Origin of the sequence: Desulfosarcina cetonica JCM 12296 (genome assembly GCF_001311845.1) — a bacterium.
Lineage (GTDB): Bacteria > Desulfobacterota > Desulfobacteria > Desulfobacterales > Desulfosarcinaceae > Desulfosarcina > Desulfosarcina cetonica.
Genome location: NZ_BBCC01000062.1, coordinates 1 through 21,457, shown reverse-complemented (window position 1 = coordinate 21,457; position 21,457 = coordinate 1). Strand labels below are relative to the sequence as shown.

General features: G+C 55.7%; 20 protein-coding genes, 4 tRNA genes and 1 pseudogene. 11 read left to right on the top strand and 14 right to left on the bottom strand.

The genetic code is table 11. From position 1 onward, the window contains the following. Nucleotides 1-29 precede the first annotated feature (29 nt). Nucleotides 30-392: a hypothetical protein gene (locus JCM12296_RS39890; protein WP_172683914.1), complete on the top strand. Its 363-nt coding sequence runs from the start codon at nucleotides 30-32 to the stop codon at nucleotides 390-392. Further along, the gene (locus JCM12296_RS15225; RefSeq protein WP_172683913.1) at nucleotides 334-1,329 is read left to right on the top strand and encodes a tyrosine-type recombinase/integrase; all 996 of its coding nucleotides are present in this window, start codon (nucleotides 334-336) and stop codon (nucleotides 1,327-1,329) included. Before JCM12296_RS39890 ends, JCM12296_RS15225 begins: the two co-directional genes overlap by 59 nt. A gap of 89 nt (nucleotides 1,330-1,418) precedes the next feature. Here JCM12296_RS15225 and JCM12296_RS15220 read toward each other — a convergent pair. The 7 genes from JCM12296_RS15220 to JCM12296_RS15190 form a co-directional block, all read right to left on the bottom strand. Next, nucleotides 1,419-1,495 (bottom strand) — tRNA-Asp (locus tag JCM12296_RS15220). A gap of 23 nt (nucleotides 1,496-1,518) precedes the next feature. Further along, nucleotides 1,519-1,594: transfer RNA gene (locus JCM12296_RS15215), tRNA-Val, on the bottom strand. A gap of 101 nt (nucleotides 1,595-1,695) precedes the next feature. Next, nucleotides 1,696-4,134 (bottom strand): endopeptidase La, encoded by a 2,439-nt coding sequence (gene lon / locus JCM12296_RS15210; RefSeq protein WP_054694682.1) that lies wholly within the window; start codon nucleotides 4,132-4,134, stop codon nucleotides 1,696-1,698. Nucleotides 4,135-4,202: 68 nt separating this feature from the next. Further along, nucleotides 4,203-5,447 carry an ATP-dependent Clp protease ATP-binding subunit ClpX gene (clpX, locus tag JCM12296_RS15205; RefSeq protein WP_054694679.1) on the bottom strand — a complete coding sequence of 415 codons (1,245 nt, stop codon included), beginning with the start codon at nucleotides 5,445-5,447 and terminating at the stop codon, nucleotides 4,203-4,205. A 1-nt stretch (nucleotide 5,448) separates the two neighbouring features. Continuing rightward, nucleotides 5,449-6,063: an ATP-dependent Clp endopeptidase proteolytic subunit ClpP gene (gene clpP / locus JCM12296_RS15200; protein ID WP_054694676.1), complete on the bottom strand. Its 615-nt coding sequence runs from the start codon at nucleotides 6,061-6,063 to the stop codon at nucleotides 5,449-5,451. A 140-nt stretch (nucleotides 6,064-6,203) separates the two neighbouring features. Continuing rightward, nucleotides 6,204-7,526, bottom strand: coding sequence for a trigger factor (tig, locus tag JCM12296_RS15195; RefSeq protein WP_054694672.1), 1,323 nt, complete (start codon nucleotides 7,524-7,526; stop codon nucleotides 6,204-6,206). A gap of 261 nt (nucleotides 7,527-7,787) precedes the next feature. Next, nucleotides 7,788-7,874, bottom strand: a tRNA-Leu gene (locus JCM12296_RS15190). Nucleotides 7,875-8,096: 222 nt separating this feature from the next. Here JCM12296_RS15190 and JCM12296_RS15185 point away from each other — a divergent pair. Continuing rightward, a tRNA-Pro gene (locus JCM12296_RS15185) sits at nucleotides 8,097-8,173 on the top strand. Between the two features lie 97 nt (nucleotides 8,174-8,270). On the opposite strand, the gene JCM12296_RS15180 is transcribed toward JCM12296_RS15185, so the two are convergent. Continuing rightward, nucleotides 8,271-9,053 (bottom strand): TatD family hydrolase, encoded by a 783-nt coding sequence (locus JCM12296_RS15180; RefSeq protein ID WP_054694669.1) that lies wholly within the window; start codon nucleotides 9,051-9,053, stop codon nucleotides 8,271-8,273. 433 nt (nucleotides 9,054-9,486) lie between these two features. Here JCM12296_RS15180 and JCM12296_RS15175 point away from each other — a divergent pair, with 433 nt between their 5' ends. Then, nucleotides 9,487-10,767 (top strand): hypothetical protein, encoded by a 1,281-nt coding sequence (locus JCM12296_RS15175; RefSeq protein ID WP_054694666.1) that lies wholly within the window; start codon nucleotides 9,487-9,489, stop codon nucleotides 10,765-10,767. Beyond that, nucleotides 10,739-11,278: a hypothetical protein gene (locus JCM12296_RS39885; protein ID WP_054694663.1), complete on the top strand. Its 540-nt coding sequence runs from the start codon at nucleotides 10,739-10,741 to the stop codon at nucleotides 11,276-11,278. Before JCM12296_RS15175 ends, JCM12296_RS39885 begins: the two co-directional genes overlap by 29 nt. Before the next feature lie 21 nt (nucleotides 11,279-11,299). Here JCM12296_RS39885 and JCM12296_RS15165 read toward each other — a convergent pair whose 3' ends face one another. The 3 genes from JCM12296_RS15165 to selD all read right to left on the bottom strand — a co-directional run bounded on the left by JCM12296_RS15165 (nucleotide 11,300) and on the right by selD (nucleotide 14,952). Beyond that, nucleotides 11,300-12,958 carry a protein adenylyltransferase SelO gene (locus JCM12296_RS15165; RefSeq protein ID WP_246804353.1) on the bottom strand — a complete coding sequence of 553 codons (1,659 nt, stop codon included), beginning with the start codon at nucleotides 12,956-12,958 and terminating at the stop codon, nucleotides 11,300-11,302. Nucleotides 12,959-13,235: 277 nt separating this feature from the next. Continuing rightward, complete coding sequence (locus JCM12296_RS15160) at nucleotides 13,236-13,874, bottom strand: hypothetical protein (RefSeq protein ID WP_157067639.1); 639 nt, start codon at nucleotides 13,872-13,874, stop codon at nucleotides 13,236-13,238. A gap of 91 nt (nucleotides 13,875-13,965) precedes the next feature. After that, nucleotides 13,966-14,952 (bottom strand): selenide, water dikinase SelD, encoded by a 987-nt coding sequence (gene selD, locus JCM12296_RS15155; RefSeq protein ID WP_083456169.1) that lies wholly within the window; start codon nucleotides 14,950-14,952, stop codon nucleotides 13,966-13,968. A gap of 331 nt (nucleotides 14,953-15,283) precedes the next feature. Between selD and JCM12296_RS15150 the strand changes: the two genes are divergently transcribed. Beyond that, the gene (locus tag JCM12296_RS15150) at nucleotides 15,284-15,592 is read left to right on the top strand and encodes an antibiotic biosynthesis monooxygenase family protein (RefSeq protein WP_054694719.1); all 309 of its coding nucleotides are present in this window, start codon (nucleotides 15,284-15,286) and stop codon (nucleotides 15,590-15,592) included. A 65-nt stretch (nucleotides 15,593-15,657) separates the two neighbouring features. Here the strand turns inward: JCM12296_RS15150 and JCM12296_RS15145 are convergent, their stop codons facing one another. Beyond that, a complete protein-coding gene (locus tag JCM12296_RS15145; RefSeq protein ID WP_246804350.1) occupies nucleotides 15,658-16,788 on the bottom strand; it encodes a TOBE domain-containing protein in 1,131 nt (376 codons plus the stop codon). 165 nt (nucleotides 16,789-16,953) lie between these two features. Here JCM12296_RS15145 and JCM12296_RS50515 point away from each other — a divergent pair, with 165 nt between their 5' ends. The 5 genes and pseudogenes from JCM12296_RS50515 to JCM12296_RS44565 all read left to right on the top strand — a co-directional run. Further along, nucleotides 16,954-18,207, top strand: coding sequence for a molybdate transporter family protein (locus tag JCM12296_RS50515; protein WP_422698800.1), 1,254 nt, complete (start codon nucleotides 16,954-16,956; stop codon nucleotides 18,205-18,207). Between the two features lie 319 nt (nucleotides 18,208-18,526). Next, the gene (gene arfB / locus JCM12296_RS15135; RefSeq protein WP_281492024.1) at nucleotides 18,527-18,901 is read left to right on the top strand and encodes an alternative ribosome rescue aminoacyl-tRNA hydrolase ArfB; all 375 of its coding nucleotides are present in this window, start codon (nucleotides 18,527-18,529) and stop codon (nucleotides 18,899-18,901) included. 13 nt (nucleotides 18,902-18,914) lie between these two features. Further along, nucleotides 18,915-19,274: an SUI1 family translation initiation factor gene (locus tag JCM12296_RS15130; RefSeq protein ID WP_246804364.1), complete on the top strand. Its 360-nt coding sequence runs from the start codon at nucleotides 18,915-18,917 to the stop codon at nucleotides 19,272-19,274. Continuing rightward, on the top strand, nucleotides 19,270-19,341 hold the full coding sequence (locus tag JCM12296_RS44570) for an SUI1 family translation initiation factor (RefSeq protein ID WP_246804359.1): 72 nt from the start codon (nucleotides 19,270-19,272) through the stop codon (nucleotides 19,339-19,341). The genes JCM12296_RS15130 and JCM12296_RS44570 overlap by 5 nt, the downstream gene beginning before the upstream one ends. A gap of 18 nt (nucleotides 19,342-19,359) precedes the next feature. Beyond that, nucleotides 19,360-19,983 (top strand): annotated as a pseudogene (locus tag JCM12296_RS44565) (HAD family hydrolase); the annotation flags it as partial. An 84-nt stretch (nucleotides 19,984-20,067) separates the two neighbouring features. Here the strand turns inward: JCM12296_RS44565 and JCM12296_RS44560 are convergent. Together JCM12296_RS44560 and JCM12296_RS39880 are read right to left on the bottom strand one after the other, a co-directional pair. After that, nucleotides 20,068-20,751: a radical SAM protein gene (locus tag JCM12296_RS44560; protein ID WP_246804347.1), complete on the bottom strand. Its 684-nt coding sequence runs from the start codon at nucleotides 20,749-20,751 to the stop codon at nucleotides 20,068-20,070. Further along, nucleotides 20,751-21,457, bottom strand: a 707-nt coding sequence (locus JCM12296_RS39880; protein ID WP_479690865.1) for a radical SAM protein, incomplete at its 5' end; no start/stop codon positions are given. The genes JCM12296_RS44560 and JCM12296_RS39880, both read right to left, overlap by 1 nt.

Sequence of the window (21,457 nt, the reverse complement as noted above, 5' to 3'; positions counted from 1 at the left end):
AAAGAAGAAGATAGGTTCCATAACATATTGTGGAAGAAAATGAAGGCGAGGATAACCTGACACTTTCAGATCGTCAGGAAGAATACAAAATCAGGTTGCCGCTGGCACAGTATCTCGGCCTTGATGTCAAGACAGTGAGGAAGTATCATCAACGTTTAGGTGGAATACGCTTGGGCCGCCGTTTCGTGTTCTTTGAAAAGGAGCTTATCAATGCCGTATCAGAAAGGAAAGAAATGGATCGCCCAAGTGCGAAAGACAGCAGAGGATGGCCGGGAATACAGGAAAAACAAGGTGTTCTTGACCAAGAAGGAAGCCAAGGACTGGGAAGCCAAGATGGTACGAAAACCAGTCGAAGAGTGGGACTTGACGACCGTCACGGTCTGTTTGAATGATTGGGCACAGGACTATCTCGACGTAGCCAGAGTGCGGTTTTCGACCAAGACCTACAAGGAAAAGGTTTCTATGTTCAAACGCTTCTTCAAGGTCATTGACCCTGATTTACCGGTAGCCAAACTGAAACCCGGCGACGTATTGAAATACGTGCTCAAACAGAAGGAGGAGAGAAGCGGACACGCGGCCAACAAGGACCGCAAAAACCTTGTGGCTGCCTGGAACTGGGGAATGAAATACCTCAACCCACCCTTACCGGGTCCCAACCCCTGCCTGGTGGAACCGATGGCGGAAGTTCGGCACCCACGCTATGTGCCACCGGAAGAGGATTTTTGGAAGATCTATGCCGTGGCCGAAGGTCAGGACAAGGTGATGCTATTGACCTTCCTACACCTGGCCGCCCGCCGTGGCGAGGTTTTCCGCCTTACCTGGCAGGATGTTGATTTCGGCAATGACCGGATACGTCTATGGACCCGCAAACGCAAGGACGGCTCATTGGAATGGGATTGGCTGCCGATGACCAAGGAGTTGCGGAAATCCTTGCGGTGGTGGTGGGAACACAGGCCCATCAAGGACCACACCCACGTTTTTCTTTGTCTGAACGAACACCCAGGCCAAAGAGAAAACTACGGACACCCCTTTGTCAGCAACCAGAAGTTTATGCGGCGGATTTGTAAGGAAGCGAAGGTCAGCCACTTTGGCTTTCACGCCATCAGGCATTTGACGGCATCCATCCTTTACCATCAAGGGGAACACGTAGCCCAAATCCAGGCCATTTTGCGACACCAGAGCTCGAAGACCACAGAGCACTATTTGCGAAGGATTGGGCTCGAACGTGTTCGCGAGGCACTCGAAAGCCTGTCGCCGAAAACAACGGAAGCGGAAGTCATCGCCTTTGAAAAAGCGTTCGGAAATGGGCAATCGGGTGGTGAGAAGTGAAAAAGCCGTCTAAAAAGCCGTCAAACGGGGTGCTGGAAAAAGAAAAGAGCCCAACCGGTTTTCTAACTGGTTGGACTCTCTATGAAAAATGGCGGGAGCGACGAGACTCGAACTCGCGACCTCCGGCGTGACAGGCCGGCGTTCTAACCAACTGAACTACGCCCCCGAAAGTGGTATCATTTCGAGTGTTGGTAGGCGGAACAGGGCTTGAACCTGTGACCCCCGGCTTGTAAGGCCGGTGCTCTCCCAACTGAGCTATCCGCCCGATTTAAAAAGAACCTTTTCACTTCGTCAGTGAAAATGGAAATGCATAGCTACCAATTCATCCAGACAAAGTCAAGTTCAAAAATCAGGCAACCTTAAAAATTAATTAATCGCCGGCTGAGTCGGTTCAGAGCTACTGTTTTCCACCGGCATGGGCATGTTACTATTGGAAAACAAACGCTCGCCATCCCCAAGCACCAGCGCATGTGCAAGCACCTCGTCCATATGTTCCACGGTGACCACCTTCATCTGACGGGTAACCACCTTGGGAATATCTCTGAGATCTTTTTCATTTTCCACCGGGATGAGAACTTTACGAATCCCGCCACGATGGGCGGCCAGCAACTTTTCTTTGAGGCCGCCGATAGGAAGCACACGTCCCCGCAACGTAATCTCACCGGTCATGGCCACATCCCGACGCACCGGACGTCGCGTCAGAGCCGATACCAAAGACGTACACATGGCGATGCCAGCCGAAGGGCCGTCTTTGGGAATAGCGCCTTCGGGAATATGGATGTGCAGATCCAATTCTTTATGAAAATTGTTGTCAATACCAAGGTTTGCCGCACGCGACCGCACAAAGCTGACCGCAGCCTGGGCAGACTCTTTCATCACATCGCCCAATTTACCGGTGACGCTGACGTTCCCTTTGCCGGGCATGGTAAGGGTTTCCACGCAAAGCAGCTCCCCCCCCACCTGCGTCCAGGCCAAACCGGTGACAAGACCGATTTGGTCTTTTTCTTCAATCTGGCTGATCTTGAATGGCGGCGGTCCCAACAAAGTGGTTACGGTGTTGGCCGAAATGACATGTTTTTTCCCGTCCTTGGCATTCACCACCTTGCGAGCCGTCTTTCGGCAGATGGAGGATATCTCCCGTTCCAGGTTGCGCACGCCGGCTTCACGGGTATAACGCTGAATAATCGTATAAATGGCAGACTTGGAGAAAGTAATATCATCCGCGCTGAGACCATTGGCCTCAATCTGCTTGGGAATCAGAAATTCGTTGGCGATGTTAAACTTCTCAAGTTCCGTGTAACCCGGCAGACGAATGATTTCCATCCGGTCTTGCAGCGGCAGGGGAATATCCGGCAGCGTGTTGGCGGTGGTGACAAACAAAATTTCAGACAGATCGTAGTCCAAATCCAAGTAATGATCATTGAAACTGTAATTCTGCTCCGGGTCCAGCACTTCAAGGAGTGCCGATGAGGGATCACCCCGGAAGTCCATGCTCATCTTATCAACTTCATCCAAACAGAAAACCGGATTATTCGAACCGATCTTTTTAAGCGACTGGATAATCTTTCCAGGCATTGCCCCAATATAGGTCCGCCGGTGACCTCGAATTTCGGCTTCATCCCGAACGCCGCCCAAGGAGAGACGGACAAACTTGCGTCCTGTGGCGCGGGCGATCGATTTTGCAAGCGATGTTTTGCCTACACCCGGCGGGCCCACAAGACAGAGGATAGGGCCTCTCAGCTTTTTTACCAGCGTTTGAACGGCCAGATATTCGAGAATGCGTTCTTTGGGCTTTTCGAGACCGTAGTGATCTTCATTGAGAATATTTTCGGCCTCAATCAAATCATGGCTGATCTTGCTGCGGCCGAACCACGGCAGAGAAATAATCCAGTCGATATAATTACGCACAACCGTGGCTTCGGCGGACATCGGCGTCATGAGTTTTAGCTTCTTAAACTCCTGCCGAACTTTTGACGAAGCCTCTTTGGACATGCGTTTGCGTTTTATCTTTTTCTCGAGCTCCTTAAGCTCGTCACCCATCTCGTCATCCGCGCCCATTTCTTTTCGAATGGCCCGCATCTGCTCATTGAGATAATAGTTCTTTTGGGTCTTCTCCATCTGTTCTTTGACGCGACCCTTAATCCGCTGATCCATCTGGTAGACTTCAATCTCAAGCTTGATCAGTTTGACCAAAAGTGAGAGTCGTTTGGCCAATTCGGTGGTTTCAAGCAGGCTTTGTTTGTCTTCCAACTTAAAAGAGAAATGCGATGCAACGGAGTCCGCCAGTTTGGATGGATCGGAGATGGCCGAAATTTTCGCCAGCAGTTCCTTGGAGATACTCTTATTGATGCCGGCATATTCGCCGAAACTGTCAATAACGGCGCGTGTCAGCGCTTCCATCTCGATCGCATCCCCCGGCATATCGGGCAGCAAGGAGAGCTCGACTTCAAAAAACTCATTATTGGGAACATATTGCGCAATACGAGCCCGTTGTTTTCCCTCGATAAGCGCCTTGACCGTACCATCAGGCAGCCGAAGCAGCTGGAGGACACTTCCGATCACGCCCACCCCAGAGATATCTTTTTCCGTGGGATTGTCCACGCCGGCATTGGTCTGGGTGGCCAGAAAAATCCGCTTATCTTTGTTCATGGCACTGGAAAGCGCGCTGACAGACTTGTTGCGGCCAACGAAAAGCGGTGCGACCATATGTGGAAATACGACAATATCGCGTAGCGGCAGCAAGGGAAGCACTTCCCGATCCGCCTCCCCATCCTGGTTCTTAAAAAATTTAGGAATAGTTACCATATCGTTATTCAGGCCCTCACTTACCTTTGAATATCCGTGAATCCGGCTTCTGTAGTGATTAACGCGGATCAGGCCTGCTTTTTAGACGGCTCGTAAAGCAAGATCGGTTCTTCTTTTTTAAGCACGACTTCCTCGCCGATCACACACTCTTTGACATCTTGCTTGGAAGGGATTTCGTACATGATATTCAGCATGCACGATTCCAAAATCGCCCTTAGTCCGCGGGCTCCAGATTTGCGTTTCAAGGCTTCGTCCGCGACAGCATGAAGCGCACTGTCGGTAAAGCGCAGGTTGACGCCTTCGACTTCGAAAAGTTTTTTATACTGTTTAATCAGTGCATTTTTCGGTTCAGTGAGAATTCTCACTAAGCTTTTGGAGCTGAGCTCATCCAACGTGGCAATGACCGGGAGGCGCCCAAGGAACTCAGGAATCAAGCCAAATTTAATCAGGTCTTCTGGCTGGACCTGCAACAATGTTTCGCCGAGGCTGCGCTCTTTTTCCTTACTGACCTTGGCTCCAAACCCCATGAGTTTGCTGCCGGTACGCCGGTTGATGATCTGCTCCAAACCGTTGAAGGTTCCACCGCAGATAAAAAGGATATTGGAGGTGTCCACCTTCACAAAATCCTGTTGGGGATGCTTGCGCCCACCTTTGGGCGGCACACTGGCCGTTGTCCCCTCGATGATTTTCAACAAAGCCTGTTGAACCCCCTCACCAGACACATCCCGGGTAATGGATGGATTGTCCGATTTGCTGGCAATCTTGTCGATCTCATCGATATAGACAATCCCGCGCTTTGCTTTTTCCACATCGTAATCGGCATTCTGCAAAAGCGAAAGAATGATATTCTCCACATCCTCGCCCACGTAGCCAGCCTCGGTTAGACTGGTGGCATCGGCAATCGTGAAAGGAACATTTAAAAAACGCGCCATGGTTTGGGCCAACAGGGTTTTACCGCATCCGGTGGGCCCAATTAAAAGGATATTGCTTTTTTGAATCTCCACATCACCGGAACTGATATTCGAATCCAAGCGTTTGTAATGGTTGTAGACGGCTACGGAGAGGATCTTCTTGGCCACATCTTGCTCGATCACATAGTCGTCCAAGTGGGTCTTGATCTCTTGTGGGATCATCAAGTTTTCGAACTCGCCAGCTTCCTTTTCATTCTCTTCTTCTATAATTTCACTACACAGCTGAATGCATTCATCACAAATATAAACAGCCGGCCCGGCGATCAGCTTTTTAACCTCCTTCTGATTCTTCCCGCAAAAAGAACAAAAGAGATTATCATTGGGCTCATCTTTTTTGGCCATATCATGCCTCCGTGTCGGTTATCTTGTCCAGGTCATCGCGATTTGTGATGACATGGTCAACGATCCCATAGTTTTTTGCTTCCATCCCTGACATGAAGTAGTCTCGGTCCGTGTCTTTCTGGACGTCGTCGATATTCCGCCCGGTGTGGCGCACCAGAATATCGTTAAGCGCGTCTTTCATGCGTAATATCTCTTTGGCCTGGATGGCAATATCCGAAGCCTGGCCCTGGAATCCCCCCATGGGCTGATGGATCATAATGCGCGCATGGGGAAGGGCGTAGCGCTTTTTTGCTGCGCCTGCAGCCAGGAGCAAGGCGCCCATACTGGCCGCTTGACCGATACATACGGTGGTCACATCGGGTTTGATATACTGCATGGTATCGTAAACCGCCAAACCCGCCGTGACAACGCCACCGGGCGAATTGATGTAAAGGTTGATATCCTTCTCCGGATCTTCGGATTCGAGGAAAAGCATCTGGGCGATCAGCAGATTGGCAACATCATCGTTAATAGCGGTCCCCAAAAAAATGATTCGATCTTTCAGGAGCCGCGAATAGATGTCGTAAGCCCTTTCCCCCCTGCTGGTTTGGTCGATGACCATCGGTATTAATGCCACTCTCTAATCTCCTTTACACCGTTTTCATGCCATAAAATTAAAGGCTTTGGAAAATATGGGACGAAACGAATGCCACTGCAAACCCTGTATCTTTCCGCATACCCGCCACAGGGCACCACCGTGAGCATGCCCCCAACTTCCTAAGCTGAATCACCCGTAGCAGTCGTTTCTGGTGTCACAGATTCGATTTCATTCCTATCCATAATAAGCTTAATCGCCTGTTTTTCAAGTAATGCATGCTTAAAAAGCTCGAGCTGATCCCCGCTCTTTTCGTAGAAGCCTTTGACCATCTCCACCGGTTGATTGTAGACCTCAGCCATCTCGGCAAAGCCGCTTTGCAGCGCATCCTCGGAAAGTTCCATTTTTTCCTGTTCGATGATTTTTCCCAGAATCAATTGCCGGCGAACCTGCTTTTCCGCCGTGTCACGATACTTTTCGGCAAGGCTTTCCTTGGAAATACCGGCTTCTTCGAATGTCTTGTTGTGATAGGAAAATGAGCGTTCGGCATCCGATATGATGTGGTTGAGTTCATAGTCCACCATTACATCGGGGACCTCGAACTCTGTTTTTTCCAACAATTGGCTGAATATCTGTTCGTTGAGTTCCTGTTCACTGCGTTTATCGTACCCCTGCTTCAGGTTCTCCATAATCTTCTGACGAACTTCATCAATCGTATTAAAAGCGCCCAATTGCTTGGCCAACGCATCATCGATCTCGGGCAGCTCCTCTTTACGAATCTCGTTGAGTTTCACCTTGAAATCCACGGTGTGCCCGGACAGCTTCTTGTTAAAATAGTCCTCGGGAAAGGTGACTGTAATATCTTTTTCTTCTCCAGGATTCATCCCGACCACACCATTGTCGAAATCCTGGGTAATATGGCCGTCACCCAGTTTGATCACGAAATTTTCGGTTTTTTTAGCCTCGTCAAAAGGGTTGCCATCTTTAAAGCCTTCGTAGTCCACCTGAACAAAGTCACCGATCTGTGCAGGGCGTGTTTCATCGATGGGGACCCGCTTGGCCATATTTTTTTGCATCATTTTAATCTGAACATCCACCTCTTCGTCAGTGGCCTGATAAAGGGTCTTGGTGAGTTGAAGACCGGCGAAGTCAATATCGGCAATTTCCGGGTGAACTTCAACCTCTGCTGTAAAGCAATAATCGCTTCCTGGATTCAATTCCGGTGGATCCACGACCGGAGAACCGACGACTTTAAGTTGGGTCTCCGTCAAGGCTTGCACATAATTATCCTGGATCAGCTTGGAAACCACATCGGCATGCACGTCCTTTCGGTAGAGCCGTTCCAACACCCCACGTGGCGTTTTCCCTGGACGAAAGCCTTTTACCTTGGCGGTCTTTTTTAAAGATTTGTAGGCATCATCCAGCGCATGGCTCACATCCGCATCGGGAATCTCAATGTGCATGACTTTTTTTACGGAGCTGCGATCTTCAACGGTAACCTTCATATTCATCCTTTCTGACCCTGAATCTGCCCTGACGCATGCGTGGAGGCCGCCCACCCACGCCTTGACCGAATCAATTCAGGTAAAAATTAAATGCCCCGACGCAACACGCATCAGGGCTCCCTTGGCATCTCCCGGACATATTATCGATTTCACACCAACCGGAAAATCTCGCCCGGCTGGAGCGGATCGGTGTGCATGTGCACCTTTTATCGCCACCCCGTCCGCTCCATCGACACCCCAAAGCGACGCCGGGATCAAATTTGGTGCGAGAGGGGAGACTTGAACTCCCACTCTGTCGCCAGAGCTGGATCCTAAGTCCAGTGCGTCTACCAATTCCGCCACTCTCGCAAATCGTTAACGGAAAAAACGATTTACCAGGATGCCTTGCGCAACCTGACCTTATTAGCAAATAAACTAAACCATGCAAAAAAATCAAACGAAAAAAATAATATCTGACCAGGAATCTGTCAAGTTTCTAACCATTTCCAAAAATCACCCGAACCCGGCGAAAGCACCTCATTCAGCGCTTGCACCAACCCAGCAAACAGTGGTAAGAGGGCAACCAAAAATCGGGGCGTAGCGCAGTCTGGTAGCGCACCTGCTTTGGGAGCAGGGAGTCGGAGGTTCAAATCCTCTCGCCCCGACCATTCCAGCGCCTTACCCATCCATATAGTTTGCTGAAGCCTTGTTTGCCGATTCCGAGGATTCCCGCAAATATTTCCGGCCCGACGTCAAGGCAGCCCTTCAGCCGTCTTGAATATCCTCGCCGTACAACCGCTGTGTGTTTTCCACCACCGCTGCAACGACGTCCAGTACTGGAATCGATTTGATCTGCGCGATGGCCGTGACGGCCAAGCATAGGTTGGCCGGTTCGTTGCGCTGGTTCGGTACGGCGCCCAGCACCGGGCTGTCGGTCTCTACCAAAATGGCCGACAAGGGGAGTTGACGAACCAGCTTCTGTTTCTGGCGGGAACGGACCACCGAGGGGGGGATGGAAAAAAAATATCCGGCCTCCACGGCCGGCAAGGCGGCGCCGGCCTTGCCATCAAAGGCGTGCAGTTGAACCCGCAGCGCCTGGTGTCGCAGTAAAAGGGACACGACGTGGCGGCCGGCGGAGCGGGAATGAACGTTCAGGGGCAGGTTCAATTCAATGGACAAATCAATGAAGCGTTCGAAAATCTCCTGCTGAAGTGCCCTTTGCGGTTCATCCTTGACCACCCAAAAATCCAAGCCGACTTCTCCAATGGCAGCCAGGTGGAAACGTTGTTCACGAATAAAGGTCTCCATGGCATCGGCCTGTGCCAAGTCAAGGATCGTCGGATAGAGACCGGCAGCCGGCTTGAGCATGGAGTGGGTCTTGGCAAGTCGGACATTCCGATGCGCGTCGGCCAGGTCTTCTCCAACGGCGATCACCGCGCCAACGCCGGCCTCCCGGGCGCGCTGCAGCACGGCTTCCCGGTCGGCATCAAAATCGGCCGCACACAGATGGGCGTGCGTATCCACCAACAGGCATTGGCAGGTAGGCATGACGTAAGCCTTTCTAATGAAAGGGTTCTTGGGCACTCGATCAATGAGTTTATCGGGAAAGTCATGGAAAAGCAATTCCGCCGGCCCTTCCCCAGGGGAACTGCATTTGGAAATGATACGAAAGTATCCGGAGCCTGATTCTTTCCGATTCGGCCTGTATCGTTACCAAAGGATCCAGTATGGCCACCGGATGGAGGGCCGCCGGCGGACCATACGATCCGCCAACGGTGTCCCTTTCCGGGAAGACGCGCCATTCACGCCCAAAGGCCTTTGACCGAGCGCCCTGTTCTGCTATACTTCAACTATTCATCGAAACGTGACCCTTCGACAGCATTCCAACCCACACCATCGCCGTCGGTCCATCGTTGAGCGTTTCCTGCCATCCGGGTTGGCTTTTTGGTAACAGTTTGTTTTCGTGAGAAAGAAAAAAGCCATGATCGATACATCAAAATTCAATCCGACCTATCTCCAGGCCAAGGCACCGGAGATTTTTGCCATTGCCCGACACACCCATTCGGTTGACGACCTGCGCGCCAGCCTGGCGCGCATGGCCAACGAAATGATGTTCGAGGCTTTCGACGACTACGATACCATTTCGGAAGGATCTATCGTCCGCGTCCGCGACTGCGCCAAGGTAATGATTCGGCTGATGACCCGGCGCAGCGAGGACAAGGCCCGCTTTTCGGTTGCTCGGGCGATCTTTGACATCGCCCACAACAATCCGCGACAGGATCTGACCCCGGCCTTTTACGCCGAACTCCTCTACCTTTTTTTGGGTCTTCAGGGTCGCGGCCCAGGGTCGACACTGGCTGACCTGCACCTGATTCCCAGCCGCTACGCCCACCGCAAGGCGGCCATCGAACGGTCTCGCCAACTGGACGAACTTTATGCCGAAATGAATCTGCGCCTGACCAAGTTTGTTTCCGGGCTGGATCAAGAGGCGGTAAAACAGCGTGAGGCCAGGCAGCAGCAGATCTGTGCACGCATGCAGGCATCCATCGATCAATGGAAGGACTGGACCTGGCAGGTGGCCCATATTCTGCGCGAAGCGGATGAGATTGCCCAACTGCTGAAATTACGGGAAACGGAATACCAGGCGATTCAAAAGGCCCGGGCCAACGGTCTGCCCTTCGGCATCACCCCCTACTACCTGTCCCTGATGGATGATACGCAAGACGCCGAAAAAGATCGGGCCATCCGTGCCCAGGTGATCCCCTCCCCCGCCTATGTGGAAAAGATGGCCGAAGCCCAACGGTTTGGCCACTGCCTGGATTTCATGCTGGAAGCCGACACCTCGCCCATCGACCTGATTACCCGCCGTTACCCATCCATTTGCATCTTCAAACCCTTCAATACGTGCCCCCAGATCTGTGTTTACTGCCAGCGCAATTGGGAGATTGACGATGCCATGCAACCCGGGGCCATGGCATCGCAGAAAAAATCGACGCCGCCGTCGAGTGGATCCGCGCCCATCCGGCCATTCACGAAGTCTTGGTCACCGGCGGCGACCCCTGGCCATGAGCGATGCCGAGATCGAGGCCATCCTGGAGCGCTTGGCCGCTATTCCAACGCTCGAACGCATCCGCATCGGCAGCCGTACGCCAGTCACCCTGCCTATGCGCATCACGGGCCCTCTCGCGGACATCCTGGCCCGCTTTCGGGAAAATGGACGTCGGCAGGTCGCGGTGGTCACCCACGCGCAGCACAGCTATGAAATCACGCCGGACACCGCCGCCGCCGTCGATCGTCTGCGCAAACGGGGGATCCCGGTCTATAACCAGCTGGTCTACACCTTTTTCGCCTCGCGGCGGTTCGAGGCTGCCTTCCTTCGGCGGATCCTGACCCGTATCGGCATCGATCCCTATTACACCTTCAATACCAAAGGCAAAGAGGAAACGCTGGATTACCGCGTCCCGATTGCCCGACTGCTGCAGGAGCAGAAAGAAGAGGCGCGACTTTTGCCCGGCCTGTCACGAACCGACGAAGCGGTTTACAACGTTCCCGGTTTGGGCAAGAACTATCTGCGGGCCACGGTTCACCGGGACCTGATCTCGATCCTGCCGGATGGCTCGCGCCTTTATGAGTTCCACCCCTGGGAAAAAAATATCTCCCGCACGGCAAAGACGCACATCAGCGAGGATGTGCCCATCTTGGACTATCTTCAGCGGCTCGCCGCCATCGGCGAGAGCGTCCACGACTACGGGACCATCTGGTATTATTATTGACGGATTCATCTGAGACGCTTTTTATGAGCTACACGAGAGCATGGAGCAACCGGGCCGGTGGCGGGCCCAGTCAGGCCGGCGGGCGGCATAGACGTCCTTATCGGGCTGTTCATCGTATGGCCGGCGCAAAAGGGCGAGCAATTCATGCACCATTGAAAAATCGCCGGTCTCGGCCTTGTCAATGGCCAGCTGGGCCAAATAGTTGCGCAGCACATAGTTGGGGTTGACCGCATCCATCCGGCGCCGGCGCTCCTTTTGGGGAATCCCCGCCCGCCGGATTCGCGCGGCATAGGTTTTGAACCAATTGCCGGTTCGACCGCGCAGTTCAGCCGTCAGTTGATCAGGCACATAATAGGCGGCCATCAATTCATTGGGAATCGCCTCCGCCGTGGCTGCCGCAGCCGTCAGCTGATCCGCGTCCAGTCGGGCCAGGCGCCGGAAAAAGATCGTCATGTCCGTTTCGGCGGCGGCCAGGATCGCCAACAGTTCATCGATCAGGCCCTGATCCATCTCTTTTTCAAAGGCGACCAGTCCCAGCTTGTTGGCCATCATCGTCTGCCATCCGGTCTGATATTGCTCGGCATAGGCGGCCAGCGCCGCTTCCAGCGGCTCCGCCTGGTTGATCAGCGGATAGATCGCATTGGCCAGCTGGGCCAGGTTCCATTGGGCAATGCCCGGTTGATGGGCGAAGCGGTAACGCCGCCCCCCGGCATCGGTGGTGTTGGGGGTCCAGCCGGGATCGAAATTTTCCAGCCAGCCATAGGGGCCGTAATCGATGGTCAGGCCGAGAATGGACATGTTGTCGGTGTTCATCACCCCGTGAACGAACCCCACCCGCATCCAGTGGATGATCATCTCGGCGGTTCGGCGGCAGACGGTCTCGAACCAAGAAACGTAGGTGGCCGGACCGGGCTCACCCAATTCAGGAAAATCGGTTCTGATGGTATAATCCACCAGCCTCTTTAAGAGATCCATGTCTCCCCTGGCCGTAAGGATCTGGAAATTGCCGAAACGGATGAAGGACGGGGCCACGCGGCAGACCACCGCCCCGGGTTCCAGCTTGGGGTGGCCGTCGTAAAACATGTCCCGTTCCACCTCCTCACCGGTCAGGGTCAGACTCAATGCCCGCGTGGTGGGCACGCCGAGGTGAAACATCGCTTCACTGCACAAAAACTCGCGAATCGACGAACGCAGTACCGCCAGTCCGTCGGCAGTACGCGAGTAAGGCGTCGGACCGGCGCCCTTCAATTGCAGGACCCAGCGTTCGCCGGATGGGTTCAACACCTCCCCCAGGTTGATGGCGCGGCCGTCCCCCAGTTGGCCGGCCCAATGGCCGAACTGATGGCCGCCATAGCACATGGCGAAGGGTTGCATATCGGGTAGCAGCCGGTTGCCGGTAACCACCTGGGCAAAGCGATCCGACTGACAGGTTTTATCAGAGAGCCCTAAACGATCGGCCATATCCGGGGAAAAGGCCACTAAACGGGGGGCTTTCACCGGTGTCGGGTCGACCCGCGAGTAGCAGGCACCGTAAACCTGGCGACGGCGGTTGACAGGGTTGGAATCGGCGGGCAGCTCCCGCACAAAACGATTGTCAAAACGCAGGTCGTCCAGGCCGTTGGGTCGTTTCGCATGCGCATTCCGCATGGCTGGCGTGGCTGTAGGATCGAGCAGGTTCATCGCGCACCTCCTTAACCCGGAATCCGGGTCTCCCCAGGGTTTCACACCCATTGGCACCGAATAAAGCGCCTTTATGGAAGCGTCTGGTAAGCGATAAGGTAAACATCCGGCTCGACCATGCAATGCAGGTCAACGGGAAGGGAGGCGCAGGCGACCATGGGAAGAGGCCTTGATGCCGCCGTCAGAGCAAAAAAATGCGGGAAAAAATAACATAACAGCGACGAACGAAAAACCGTTGGCCGCTGTTTCCAGGGGGGCAAGGCTATCGGTAAATTCTTTATTCTTGCGCTGCTTTACCGCGTCCGGGCAACGCACCGGTTTTCGGTGCGTTCGGCAGCTCCGGTGGGTGAGGGATGGCCTCGACCGGTTGTATGTCGGAGGCATCCATATCAATTTTGGAATTATCCAGATCACCGGCTTCGCTCTCCGAGGCGTCTTCCATCTCCTCCTCCGGTGGTTCTTCCTGGGTTTCCTGATCCACCGATTCCGGCTCGGCCATCTCCTGCTCGACCGGGGGCGGCGCGCGAAATGGCACCGCCGGGCCAGAGCCACCGGGCTCGGCCTTTCCATAAACCATGATTGAAAGCGTCCGTTCCGATTCCCAGACAATTGTGTAGTTCAGGCTGCGGAGTAAACGTTTGAGTCCCTTTTCCAGGGGCAAACTACCGATGGTGGCACTTACCGGCCAATCCTGCCACTGTTCGTTGAGCTTGAATTGATAACCGGTTTCAGCGGTTATCGTGTCCAGGACATCGCCCAACGGTTCGTCCTTGACCGACAGCGTAATCAACGGCTCCTTGGCCGCTTCCTGTTTCTGGGCCATGGCCGAAAACCCGGCAATACCAACGATGACGAGAAAAACCGTAAGGTAAGAAATGACTTTCATGGTGGTGTGCCAGATAAAAGGGGTTGTCACGGATGATCGCTCCCAGCGCATCAATCAGATACCACGGGTTTTCTTTAATCTATTTTTCCGAACTTCTCAATGGTTGACGGCTTCGCCAGGATCAGACGATGCGGATACCCGCCGCCCCCCCTTCATGGGCCCGTCCGATGATGGCGGCCTTATCGATACCGGCATCATGCAGGGCCTGCAAGAGTGCATCGGCCTGGTCCGTCGGCACGGCAAGCAAGAGGCCGCCGGAGGTCTGAGGATCAAACAGCAGCTCCTCCTGCGGGGCTGAAAGACCTGCCGCCACATGCAGCTTCCCGGCCACCAGCCCCCGGTTGGCGAGGTTGCTGCCGGTCGTCTCGCCCTTGGCGTACATCTCCAGCACATTCGGATGGATGGGCAGGGCGCTGTATTCAATATCGATCGTCACCCCGCTACCCATGGCCATCTCCAAGCTGTGCCCGACAAGCGCAAAGCCGGTGATGTCCGTACAGGCGTGCACGGGATGGTTCAGGGCCGCCGTCATGGCCGGTCCGTTCAGCGCGGCCACCAGGGGCAATACCGGATCGAGTTCCCGGCGCGGCAGCCGGCCGGAACGGCAGGCATTGAACAGTACGCCGGTGCCCAAAGGTTTGGTGAGAATCAGGGCATCTCCCGGTCGAACGCCGGTGTTGGTCAAAATCCGTTTGGGAGAAACCACACCGGTAACGGCCAACCCGAAAACCGGCTCTTCATTGTCCGTGGAATGCCCGCCGGCCAGGCTGGCGCCGGCTTCGGTCACCTTCTCATGGCTGCCCTTCAAAATCTCACGCAAGATATCGGGCCCGAGCTTCTTTTCGGGATACATCACCAGATTGAGTGCGGTCACCGGCCGGCCGCCCATGGCATAGACGTCGGAAAGGGCATTGGCGGCGGCAATCCGGCCGAACCAGATGGGTTCATCCACCGGCGGCGTGATATAGTCCGCCGTGGAAACCACCGCCAGGTCGTCAGTCAGGCGATAGACCGCGGCATCGTCGCTGGAATCGAAACCGACCAGAAGGTTCGAATCGGTGGGGGCGGGTAGCCCCCTCAAGGCTTCCGACAGGACCGTCGGACCGATTTTCGCCGCTCAACCACAGGTCCGTGCCAGACCGGTGAGCGTTTTCTTCTTACCAAACCATCGCATATGGAGCGCCTCTTCCGTTTTTGATGCATCCAAAGACCCCACGTCATCGGAATCGCCGACCGACAGGACGGCAACGGGCCGTTTGCTTGAGAAATCAAAATAGCCTAATCCATCACAAAAAACCAGGATTCTTTAGGTCGCGCGTGCGGGCTTACGCATCGGTTTGACAAACCCCGGCAAGGGGCGTTAGGCTGGAATATCAGTGTTTTTTCCCATCAGGTTTATGACGACGATCCTCTCATCCATCCCATCGAAGGAGGTCAACATGGCCATTACCGTCATGATCCAACGCACCTTCACCAATCCTGAAAAAGCCACCGAACTGGCGCCGCTGATCGTCAAGATGCGCTCCCTGGCCACCGTCCAACCCGGATACATCACCGGACGAACCTTTCGCTGCCTGGACTGCCCCGGAGAATATCTGGTCATCAGCACCTGGAACAGCCTTGAGGATTGGAACCGCTGGCTGCATAGCGAACAGCGCATCGCCCTTCAAGGTCAAATCGACACGATTCTGGGTGATGTCACCACGTACCGGGTCTACGAATCTTTGGCGGGCGGCATCGCTTCCTGAGGCAACCCTGCATCAACGGTGGTGCGCCCGGCACATCGATGGTCCCGCACCGTGGAGATGCGCAATCATTCCGCCAGCAGCACCACGGCAAACCCATTGAAGCAGACCTGGGCCGGATCCCCCTCGGCAAGACCGAGGCGGCGGCAACTCCGGGTGGTCATCAAGGAGCAGACCTCGGTCCCGCTGGCCAGTCGCACGATCATCTCGGTATTGACCTTGCCCGGGTTGATCCGCGCCACGACCCCATCGAGAACGTTGTCCGCACTGCATCCGGGAGCTGTTTGCCCCTTTTGCACGATCACCCAGGGGGCCTTGACCTCGGCGGTTATCAGGGCACCCACCTTCAGTCCCAACCGCTGGAGGCTGCCATTGGTGATCACCGTGGCGATCGTATGCCCGTCGATGGTCAGTAGTTCCACAAGGGCCTGGATATCTCCCCGGTGGATGGCCTGGATCTTTCCGAAGAAGGTGTTCCGCGCGCTGGTCTTGCGCTGGGACTCCTTTTCCATGAAGATCCGGGTGACCTGTTGGATGTCATCCTCGGAAAAGGAGACATAGGCAGAAGTCAGGTTGGGGGTCGAATGTCCCAGCAGCATCTGCACCGCCGGCAAGGGCATGTTGCTCTGCATCAACTCCACGGCGCGCGACTTGCGCAGGATTTCCGGCGCGCCCAGCTGTTTGGGAATTCCGCAGGCCTCGGCGCGTTCATAGAATTTGCGCCGCACGAATCCCGGATCCACATCGAGCATGGGCGGGGTGCCGGTCGTATCGGCCAGTTCGGTGACCAGCGCCTTTATCTCATGGCAGAGAGTTTCGGAAAGCTGGACGGTTCGCGCGGAACGGCCGGCATCGGCCTGAAGCCGTCCGAATCGAACCCGCTGGCGCTTCAAATCGATATCCTTTTCCGGATCGATGCTCAGGACCTCGTTCAGTTTTGCCCCCGTGTAGCGGATCAATAGAAAAATCAGAAAAATCCGTCTGCGTGAGACCCGCACGTCAGCCCGCGTGGCCGCGTCGATCCAATCCCGGAAAGCCCGTTCCAACTGATGCAGTTGGACGGCATCCAGGCATTTTTCCTGATCCGGCGCCGAAAAGATCCGACCGTTGTAGTTCTGCGCTTGCATGAGCACCGCCTGCCGATCCGGCTGCCCGGCGTCACGGCCTTTTTTATTCTTCCCCATTTCCACCCTGCCCATCGTTGTCATCCGTTCCTGGCAAATGGCGTGATCGTACATCATCAACAAGTGCTTGACAATCAGGCCGCGTCATTCTACTATCACGATAATAATATTTATCGTGATAGTCTGTCAATTGGGACACCCCCCTTTGGATCATCGAAACCCAGATTGCAGGAGGCGGCGATGAACGGGCATCAGGAAGCAACCATTCAATCATCTGTCAACCGTGCGGCATCGGTCTATCGGTTCAATCGCATGGAACTGGCCGGGTCGTTGGGTGATCTGGGAACGATTTTGCCCTTGGCGATCGGCATGATTCTGATCAATGGACTCAATCCCGTGGGGCTGTTTACCGGTGTCGGCATCTTCTACATTCTCTCCGGGCTTTATTTCAAAGTCACCACCCCCGTCGAACCCATGAAAGTGATCGGTGCCTATGCCATTGCCACCGGAATCGGTGCGGTGCAGATCCAGGCCGCCAGCCTGTGGATCTTTGTTTTCCTGATTCTGATCGGCGGCAGCGGGGCCATCGCCTGGATCGGACGCTATATTCCCAAGCCCGTCATCCGCGGCGTTCAACTTTCCACCGGCGTGTTGCTGGTCTCCCAGGGCGTCAAGCTGATGATGGGCAACGCCAAATTGCAGGTTCTGCGTCATGCCGCCGAGCCCTACCTGAGTGTCCAGGGGTTGGGGCCGCTGCCCATCGGCTTGGTCATCGGTACGTTATTGGGCGTGCTCACCCTTCTCTTGCTGGAAAACCGGCGACTACCCGCGGCCATTGTCGTCGTGGGGGCCGGCATGCTAACCGGTTTGCTCGTGGGCACGCGTGAAGGCCTCGACCAGATTCATATCGGCGTCAATCTTCCCCCCTGGATGCCCTTTGGCATGCCCTCGGTCACGGATTTCACCTTCGCCCTTTTGGTCCTGGTGCTACCGCAGGTCCCCATGACCTTGGGCAATGCCGTGATGGCCAACGCCGATTTGTCATTGCAGTACTTTCCTGAAAATGGCCGGCGGGTGACCTATCGCGCTGTGCATCAGCATGGCCCTGGCCAATCTGCTGTCGTTTTTCATCGGCGGCATGCCCATGTGCCACGGCGCCGGCGGTCTGGCGTCGCGCTATCGCTTCGGGGCCCGCACGGCCGGCTCCAATCTGATCATTGGAACCCTTTTCATCACCATGGCACTGTTTCTGGGCGAGCATCTCATGGCGGTAATCTATTTGTTGCCCATGTCCGCCCTGGGCATCCTGATGATTTTCGCCGGCGGTCAATTGAGCCTCACCCTCCTGGACATGCAGACGCGCAAGGATTTGTTCGTGCCGGTTCTCGTGTTGGGCATCACGCTGGCCACCAACCTGGCCGCCGGGTTTCTGATCGGCATTGCCGTGGCCTATGTTTTGAGATCCCAGCGCCTGCATGTTTGACGGGTTCGTAAAAAACCCGATATCGGCGTTACGCTTCATCCCTCGTCACTGCGGCGTACGCAAAAGTACGCCTCATTCCTCAGGATTCGCAAGCCTTGATCTCGGGCTTTTTACGAATCGTCGAAAATGTAACTTTTTGCGAGTCCATCATGTTTGATATCCATGCACCTCTCGGATCATAAGATTTCCGGAAACCCGCCGTCTTCTCACCTTCGGGGTTGCCAAACCCGAAGAAGAGTTCAATATTGTCTGTATATTGGATAAGCGATGAAGGATTGTCAGGAACCCGTCCCATGCTTGTAATCAACGACCGATTGGCCATCCCGGATAGTGAAATCGAGATCAGCCCCATCCGCGCCCAGCGCCGGCGGCCAGAATGTCAACAAGGTGGCCTCGGCAGTCCATCTGCGTTTCGATATCCAGGCTTCATCGCTGCCCGCGGCAGCCAAAGCCTCCCTGCTGGCGTTGCGGGACCAACGTATTACCAAGACGGGCGTTATTGTGATCAAGGCCCAGGAACATCGCACCTTTGAGAAAAACCGCGAGGCGGCCTTGCTACGCTTGGCCCAGTTGATTCGCATGGCCATCCGGCCGCTGAAAAAACGCCGCCCCACCCGACCCGGCCGGGCTGCCGTGGAAAGGCGCATGGACGGCAAGACCCGGCGGGGAAAATTGAAAGCCCTGCGGCAGAAGGTATCGTTTTAACCATTCAGGCGGGTTGGCACCGGCCAATCGGCAAAAACCGGTCGTGGTTGAAGACGCGCCCCACGGCCACCCATTGAAAGCTGTCATGAAAACCAACGACACCCCGAACAGCCGGCTGGTCTACTCCACCGAGCAGGGCGGCACCTGCCCGGTTTGCAACAAGCGCCTCGATCGCTGCCGTTGCCATCAGTCCGCGACCCGCGGTACCGGTGACGGTATCGTGCGCATTCGGCGCGCCACCCAGGGCCGCAAGGGCAAAGCCGTCAGCGTCATCAGCGGTGTCCCCGGCGATGCGGAAACCCTCAAAGCCGTGGCCAAAAACGCTCAAGCAAAAATGCGGCAGCGGCGGCACGGTCAAGGCCGGCAGCATTGAAATCCAGGGCGATCATCGTGAATTGATCATGGATGAACTGAAGCGCATGGGGTATCGGGTCCGATGAAGGATAACAGGTGAAACGGTGAATACGGAACAAACCATCCGCCACGGCATCCGCGGAATCATTTTCGATCTGGACGGCACATTATTGGACACGTTGGCCGATATCGCCACCTCGGTCAACCGGATGTTGGCCGAGTTCGGCTTTCCCGGCCATACGCTGGACGACTACCGGCGTTTTATCGGCAACGGAATCAAGATGCTGGTACTGCGGGCCCTGCCCATCGAGGGTCGCTCGCAGGAATTCATCGAGCGCTGCGTCCAGCGCGCCCGCGAAATCTATTGGGACAACTGGAACCGCAAAACCCGCCCCTACCCCGGCATCCTCGACCTGATCGAAAGGCTGGAAAAAATGGGTCTGCCCAAGGCGGTCCTGTCCAACAAGCCCCACGATTTCACCGTGCGCTACGTGGCACACTATTTCGACCGCTGGCATTTCGGCGTGGTCATGGGCCAGAGCGAGCGGTTTCCGGTCAAACCCGATCCGGCATCGGCCCTGGAAATTGCCCGGCAACTCGACCTGCCGCCAGCCAAGATGCTCTTTGTGGGTGACAGCATCGTCGATGTGCAGACGGCCGAGGCGGCGGGCATGCAGGCGGTGGGTGTCAGCTGGGGATTCAAGGGCGCCGGTGACCTGAAGACCAAGGCTGCGCCAACATCGTTTACCATCCCCTCGAAATTCTGCACTACCTCGAAGAAACTGTTTGAAACGCTTGTTCGGGTATTCGGCTCAGGGACCGACCGTTGCTGCCTGTCGATTCTGTGGTTGCGCAAAAAAGGGGGCGTGGTTGGAGGTAAAAAAGGGCGGGTCGTGACTCAGGATGGCGCGGATGGGCGCCGGTCGCTTGAACCAGCCGGCCAGAAAACGTCTGACCCGGTCCCGGTTCCAGCCCCGGGGATGGGTGAACTCACGGTAAAGGGAGAGGTCTCCGGCGTAGAAGTCAAGGGTTGAAAGTCCCGCCGCCTCACGGCTATGGGCAGGCAGGTTGAAGATGGCCAGGTTGAGAAAATCGATGCAGCCGGCATGGGCCAGGGTAAAGTCCAGGGTTCGCTCGGCGGCCGCTTCGTCTTCGGCCGGCGTGCCGAAAAGCAGGTAAACATAGGTGGCGATGCCCGCCTGGTGCAGGGTCTGCAGCGCCATTGTCACCATATCAAGGTCGGTGCCTTTGTTAAGGGCGTCCAGCACCGCCTGATCACCCGATTCGACTCCCAGCTTGAGCATCCTGCAGCCGGCCTTTTTCAGGCGGCGCACAAAATCAAGGTCGGTCAGATGGGCGGTGATGCGGGCGAAGCCGTACCAGGGAATTCCGGGCGGATGGTCGGCCAAAAAACCCAGGAGACGCGGCGCCAGGGCATTGTCCAGGAAGTGAATCAGGCCGGCGCCACCGCCGGGCAGCCGCGTCAGTTCCGCCATCACCCCCGCCGGTGGGTCGCCCGGTAGCGGGCGTCCTCGGCCGTTTCTGGGCAAAAGGCACATTTCTTCCACCAGCACCCCCGGGAGGCCGCGTAGGGCAGCACCGGCACGGGCGACAAATAGCGGGCAATGGTCTCGGCGTCGACCGCATATCCGCTTTCCGGTGGTGTTGGCGTCCGCTCCGGCAGGCAGAACGCCAGCAGGCGCGCCTCGCCCGGCCCGCCAACCAGCTCGTCCACCAGGCCGGCAAAGGGATTTTTAATTCCGGGGATATTCAGCCAGGAGGTCACCAGACCGCCGCCACAGACGATACGCGCCGCCGGCAGGATCTGACGGATAAAGCCGATCAGGGCAAAGGCGCACAGGGCCTGACTCATGAAGTTGATGGAAAAGCCCACCCCATCGGGCGACCATCCATCGAACAGTTCCCGCAGGTGGCGGGAAAAGACCGGGTAAAACGGATTATCCGCAAAAGTCTCGGCCGAGCGGATCAGGTCCCGGCTGCGCACCGGCGTGAGAGCCGATGTGGTATAATTCGCCAGGGAGAGATGGGCGCCAAAGGCCTTGCCGGCCATGGCCAGGACGCGGTTGAGGTCCAGGACGGCACGCTTGTAGCGGTCCCAATGGCCATACAGGCGACTCGACCGCAGGGCCGCCAGGTGGGTCGCCCGGTGGGTCAGGGCACGCCGCGTCCAGGTATCCGTGG